The sequence below is a fragment of the Paenibacillus sp. genome, assembly GCF_035645235.1.
In the GTDB taxonomy this organism is placed as follows: Bacteria; Bacillota; Bacilli; order Paenibacillales; family YIM-B00363; genus Paenibacillus_AE.
This window is the reverse complement of the sequence record NZ_DASQMZ010000022.1, coordinates 1-4,569: the sequence shown is the minus strand read 5'-3', so window position 1 is coordinate 4,569 and position 4,569 is coordinate 1. Positions and strand designations below refer to the sequence as shown.

At 57.2% G+C, this 4,569-nt stretch carries 6 protein-coding genes; 2 read left to right on the top strand and 4 right to left on the bottom strand.

Annotation, left to right across the window (positions count from 1 at the left end; translation table 11 throughout):
• Positions 1-58 precede the first annotated feature (58 nt).
• Both VEZ38_RS01995 and VEZ38_RS01990 read left to right on the top strand, forming a co-directional pair.
• A complete protein-coding gene (locus VEZ38_RS01995; RefSeq protein WP_324891447.1) occupies positions 59-967 on the top strand; it encodes a hypothetical protein in 909 nt (302 codons plus the stop codon).
• Positions 968-1,110: 143 nt separating this feature from the next.
• On the top strand, positions 1,111-1,338 hold the full coding sequence (locus tag VEZ38_RS01990; RefSeq protein WP_324891445.1) for a YwbE family protein: 228 nt from the start codon (positions 1,111-1,113) through the stop codon (positions 1,336-1,338).
• 1 nt (position 1,339) lies between these two features.
• Here VEZ38_RS01990 and VEZ38_RS01985 read toward each other — a convergent pair whose 3' ends face one another.
• The 4 genes from VEZ38_RS01985 to VEZ38_RS01970 all read right to left on the bottom strand — a co-directional run bounded on the left by VEZ38_RS01985 (position 1,340) and on the right by VEZ38_RS01970 (position 3,832).
• Positions 1,340-1,666 (bottom strand): hypothetical protein, encoded by a 327-nt coding sequence (locus VEZ38_RS01985; protein ID WP_324891443.1) that lies wholly within the window; start codon positions 1,664-1,666, stop codon positions 1,340-1,342.
• 221 nt (positions 1,667-1,887) lie between these two features.
• Positions 1,888-2,568: a hypothetical protein gene (locus VEZ38_RS01980; protein WP_324891441.1), complete on the bottom strand. Its 681-nt coding sequence runs from the start codon at positions 2,566-2,568 to the stop codon at positions 1,888-1,890.
• Positions 2,565-3,464, bottom strand: coding sequence for an ABC transporter ATP-binding protein (locus VEZ38_RS01975; protein ID WP_324891439.1), 900 nt, complete (start codon positions 3,462-3,464; stop codon positions 2,565-2,567). The genes VEZ38_RS01980 and VEZ38_RS01975 overlap by 4 nt, the downstream gene beginning before the upstream one ends.
• Positions 3,465-3,469: 5 nt before the next feature.
• On the bottom strand, positions 3,470-3,832 hold the full coding sequence (locus VEZ38_RS01970) for a GntR family transcriptional regulator (protein ID WP_324891437.1): 363 nt from the start codon (positions 3,830-3,832) through the stop codon (positions 3,470-3,472).
• Positions 3,833-4,569 lie beyond the last annotated feature (737 nt).

The following is a 4,569-nucleotide window of genomic DNA, read 5'->3' as shown; positions in this document are numbered from 1 at the left end:
GCCTTGAGGTGTTTTTTGTTTTTCCATATATCCGAACCTGAAGGAGGCTGTTTTGACGATGAGGCATTCCGCGGCAATGTTGTTCCAAAGCAAGGAGGAGTTCGCCGATTTTATTCTCGGCCATGCGGCGGAGGAGGTCCCCGGAGCGAGGCTCGTCCGGGACGGGCGGGACCCGCTTCATGCGGAAGTATTCTTCGAGGGCTTAGCAGGGAAAAGCGAGATCAACCTGCACAACGCCTGGATGAATTACGTCCGCACGCAAGATCTCAATCAAGCCGTCGACGCCCTGAACGGCCAACTGCAAGCGATCCGCTTGGTCGAGAAGCAGGAGGAGCTGTTTCAGAGCATTCGGCTGCAGGATATTTTGCCCGCGCTCCGGGGCGAGGTGCCCGTCCCGTACGGGGACGGCGGCGATTCGAGGCTCGTCTTCCATGAACATGTTCCGAAGCTGGCGACCTTGTATTTGATCCGGAAAGAAGGCGTAAATCTGTTAATGAATAAATCGCTGCTTGAAAAATTGAAAATGACGGAGGCGCAGCTTCGCGCCCGCGCCGTCGCGAACCTGCGCAAGTCCGGTTGGGTGAAGCCCGCTAGACAATACGTCCATCCGGCGATGCCCGACGGCGCGACGATCCATCACTACGAGCGCGTCGGCCGGCCGTTCGAGCTGCAGTTTTTCTTGCCGGAGATGACGCGGGGACATCTGCCGTCAAGCTTTGTTTGCGCGGTCCCGAATCGCGGCTTCGCCGCCGTGCTCACCGTCGACCGCCCGATCGCGACGGCCGACCAAGCGAAGTCGATCGCCTGGCGCACCGGTTTCGCGGCCCATGTGTCGCAATGCTATCGGCGGGACCGCGATCCCGTGTCCCCGAATTTATATTTCATAAAGAAGGGTAGCTGCACCATATTGGGCAACGTAAAGCCGTGGAAAGGCATGCCCTATGGGCGTCCCGGCGCGAGCCTGTGATATAATGGCGGAACGGGGCGAGCCTGTTGCAAGAGGCGAGGCTTGTACATCGGGTCGTGACAGGAAGAAAGCCCCTTCGAGCACGAGCTCGAAGGGGCGGGGGCACGATGCGCATCCTTAAGTTGAACTATGGAGACGATCTTATGAACGGAAACGGACAACGGCGCGCCGACATTCGCCCGGGGCTCGAAGTCGACATCGTGCTGAAGCAAGACCAAAGAACCGGGAAGACGACGCGGGGGATCGTGAAAGATATTTTGACGAAATCGCCGAATCACCCGCACGGCATCAAGGTGCGGCTAGCGGACGGTCAGGTCGGGCGCGTAAAATCGATCTTGCCCGGCGGTCAAGCCGAACCGGCTCAAGTATAGCTCAGTTCGCGTTGCCGATTTCTCGGCGTACGAACGTCTGGAACGCAGAACTCGCCGTCGAAATCGACCGGTATAATTCCTCCAGGCGGTCGTTGAGCACGCTGACCAAAAACCGCGCACGCATGTTGTTGTCGTCTTTCTTCAAATGATTGACGACTCGGATCGGAACGATTCCCTCGTCCGTCTTCATGCACATGCAGGCGAACTGAATGCCTTGATAATAAAACGTAATGACAAGCTGTTTATTCGTAGGCCAATATTGTAGCGCAAGATCCTCCAGCTGCGAATCGCCGAACGGAATCGAACGAACATACGGGGTAACCGCCACGTTAAAAATCCCTTCTTTCGCCACATCCATGAGTTGATATAGTTCCATTATGCCATGGATTGGATTGGGAAACTAGGGCTTTTGCAGGGAAAATTTCTCCATCGACCGAAGGTTAAAAATGGGTTAAGAAGGCGTTAAACCTAGGTAAAACAGCCTGCCCCGGAATCGTTCGGTTCGCGGGGCAGGGCAGGGCGTTTTCGTCGGGGGACGCTCCCGTCGGGTTACGCCGTCGCGCGGCGAATCAGTCCATACGAGGCCGCAAGGAGAAGCAGGGCGACGGGAGTCAGCCACAGCGCGAGGGAGAGCAGGCTGTCGAGCCCGAACAGCCAAGCGAAGACGCGGCTCCAGCCGTCCATCAGATGCGTGAGGATGATCGCGATCAAGGCGATCCCGGCCAGCGCGTACAACCCCGTAGACCCGAATCGGTTAAATATGAGCGCGATGAGGAAGCCGAGCGCGAACATGAACGTTAAAATCAAAAACTGCGTCAGCCACGCGCCCGCCGCGCCGATGTCCGCGAAGGCGGGGATGCGGAAAAACTGGACGACGTCTCCGAGTTGCCCGAAGGCAGCTCTTTCGAGCAGCGCGAGCAGCGTCTGGACGACGCTGAACGCCGCCGCGACGACGAGCCCCGAGAGCAGGATGCCGAAGAAGTAGTCCTTGCGCCTCACGTTCATTCCGAGCGCGTAGGGGAACGTCTCCTTCAGGCCGACGATGCCGAGAATGAGCATGTAAATATAAAGCGGGGACACGTTACCCGAGATGACCTCGCCGTCGCCGAACTGTAGGACGGCGTATACCAAAATCGCGTATACCGCGAACATGATTCCCCAGAAGATCAGAACCGAAAGCTTCATGTCGGTGAGAAACATTTTCAAAACGCCGGTGATTGACTTGTTCATTGCGCGATCGCCGCCTTTCCCTCCGCGGGGGAGTGATTCGTCAGATGGATGAAGAGCTGTTGGAGCGATACGGCGCCGAGCTCGAGGCCCAACTCCTCGGCTTGCCGCTTCGTCTGCGCGTCTCGCGAGCCGCGGATCGTCGCGGACGCCAAACCGCCGATCGTCTCCGCGTGCAGCGTCTCGCGCCCGGCGGCGAACGCCTCGACTTTCGCCTTCGGACCCGTGATCGTATACGCCGTTCCGCGCAGCGCCTCCGCGTCTTCGTCGATCAAGAGGCGTCCTTTGTCGATCAGCAGCACATGCTCGAGCATGCGGTTCACTTCGTCGATGAGATGCGTCGACAGCACGATCGTGCGCGGATGCTCCGCGTAATCGGCGAGCAGCCGGTCGTAAAACAGCCCCCGCGCGACGGCGTCGAGACCGAGGTACGGCTCGTCGAAGATCGTGACCGGCGCCCGGCTCGCGAGCCCCACGATAATGCCGACCGTGCTGAGCATGCCGCGCGACAGTTTGCCCATTTTGCGGTCGAGCGGCAGCTCGAACGCCTCGGCGAGCGACAACGCGTACGACCGGTCCCAGTTTGGGAAGAACGACGCCGACAGGTCGAGCACTTCCCCGGCGGTGAGCCCTTTCGGATACGCTTGGCTTTCCTTAATGAAGCAGACTCGGCGCAGCACGTCGTCGTTCTCGTACGGCGCCTCGCCGAACAAGCGGGCTTCGCCGCTCGTCGCGAACAGCTGCGCGGTCAGAATATGCATCAGCGTCGTCTTCCCCGCGCCGTTGCGGCCGAGCAGCCCGTAAATTTTGTTATCCTCCAGCCGGAACGATACTCGATCCAACGCCTTCGTCGCGCCGTACGCCTTCGTAATTTGATTCGCTTCGATTACCCATGCCATGTCGTTCACCCTTTCTTCCGAATCATCTCGATCAATTCCTCGCGTCCGATGTCGAGCTTGCTCGCCTCCGAGAGCATCGTCACCACGTATTGCTCGAAAAACTGCTCCTTGCGCTTGTCGATGAGCGCCTGTCTGGCGCCGGTCGCTACGAACATGCCGATCCCTCGCTTTTTGTACAAGATGCCCTGCTCCACGAGCAGATTGACCCCTTTGGCCGCGGTCGCCGGGTTGATCTGGTAAAACGCCGCGAATTGATTCGTCGAAGGCACCTGGGATTCCTCAGGCAGCGTGCCCTCGATGATGTCGTCCTCGATCCGTTCCGCGATTTGCTGGAAGATCGGTTTCCCGTCTTCGATGAGGTTCGTCATCCGTTCACCACCATATCGGTTAATTACTCATGTAAATAACCATACAACCAGTTAGGCGCCATGTCAACGGAAAATTTCTCGCGAGATCATGAAAGGCCCTAGGGCCGCGTCCTGCCTCGCCGACATGCTCGAATTTTGCGCTTCCCCCGTCGATGCCCAGTTTCGGGAGATGGCGGCGGGAAAAGCGCTGAGTTTTAGCATACCGTCGGCGGTAAATGAGCAAAAATTGAGCATAGCGTCGGGAAATGAGCGGAATATGAGCATACGGCGAGATAAGCGCAAAACTTGAGCATAACGGCGAGATAAGCGAAAAATTTGAGCATAACGGTGAGATAGGCGCAAAATTTGAGCATAACGGCGAAATAAGCGCAAATTCTGAGCATAACGGCGAGATAAACGCAAAATCTGAGCATATCCTAGGCGTCGGTGCGTGTGCGGGGCGGGTCGGGGCGGTCGGAGGGCGGCGGGTGTGCGGTGTGCGGAGGGGGAAGGCTGGGAAAAGCGCAAAATTTGCACTACGCTTGCACCAAACCTCACATGAAAGTTTGTTAGGATATTATCCTAAATATGTAACAAATTACTCGTATCTCTCTGGTTGAATATAAAAAAATCTCCTATTGTTAAGAGGTAGGCTGTTGCCCACTCCCCAACAAAGGAGACCACCATGGGTAATAGTGTAACCGATCCAACCGTCATAAGTAAATGCCTAAGTTTCCTGAATGTTTTATCGTACCGAT

What these genes read in the sequence shown, in the direction of transcription:
- VEZ38_RS01975 (WP_324891439.1), bottom strand. Translation starts at nt 3,464, where the DNA reads ATGGCATGGGTAATCGAAGCGAATCAAATTACGAAGGCGTACGGCGCG.
- VEZ38_RS01980 (WP_324891441.1), bottom strand. Translation starts at nt 2,568, where the DNA reads ATGAACAAGTCAATCACCGGCGTTTTGAAAATGTTTCTCACCGACATG.
- VEZ38_RS01970 (WP_324891437.1), bottom strand. Translation starts at nt 3,832, where the DNA reads ATGACGAACCTCATCGAAGACGGGAAACCGATCTTCCAGCAAATCGCG.
- VEZ38_RS01995 (WP_324891447.1), top strand. Translation starts at nt 59, where the DNA reads ATGAGGCATTCCGCGGCAATGTTGTTCCAAAGCAAGGAGGAGTTCGCC.
- VEZ38_RS01990 (WP_324891445.1), top strand. Translation starts at nt 1,111, where the DNA reads ATGAACGGAAACGGACAACGGCGCGCCGACATTCGCCCGGGGCTCGAA.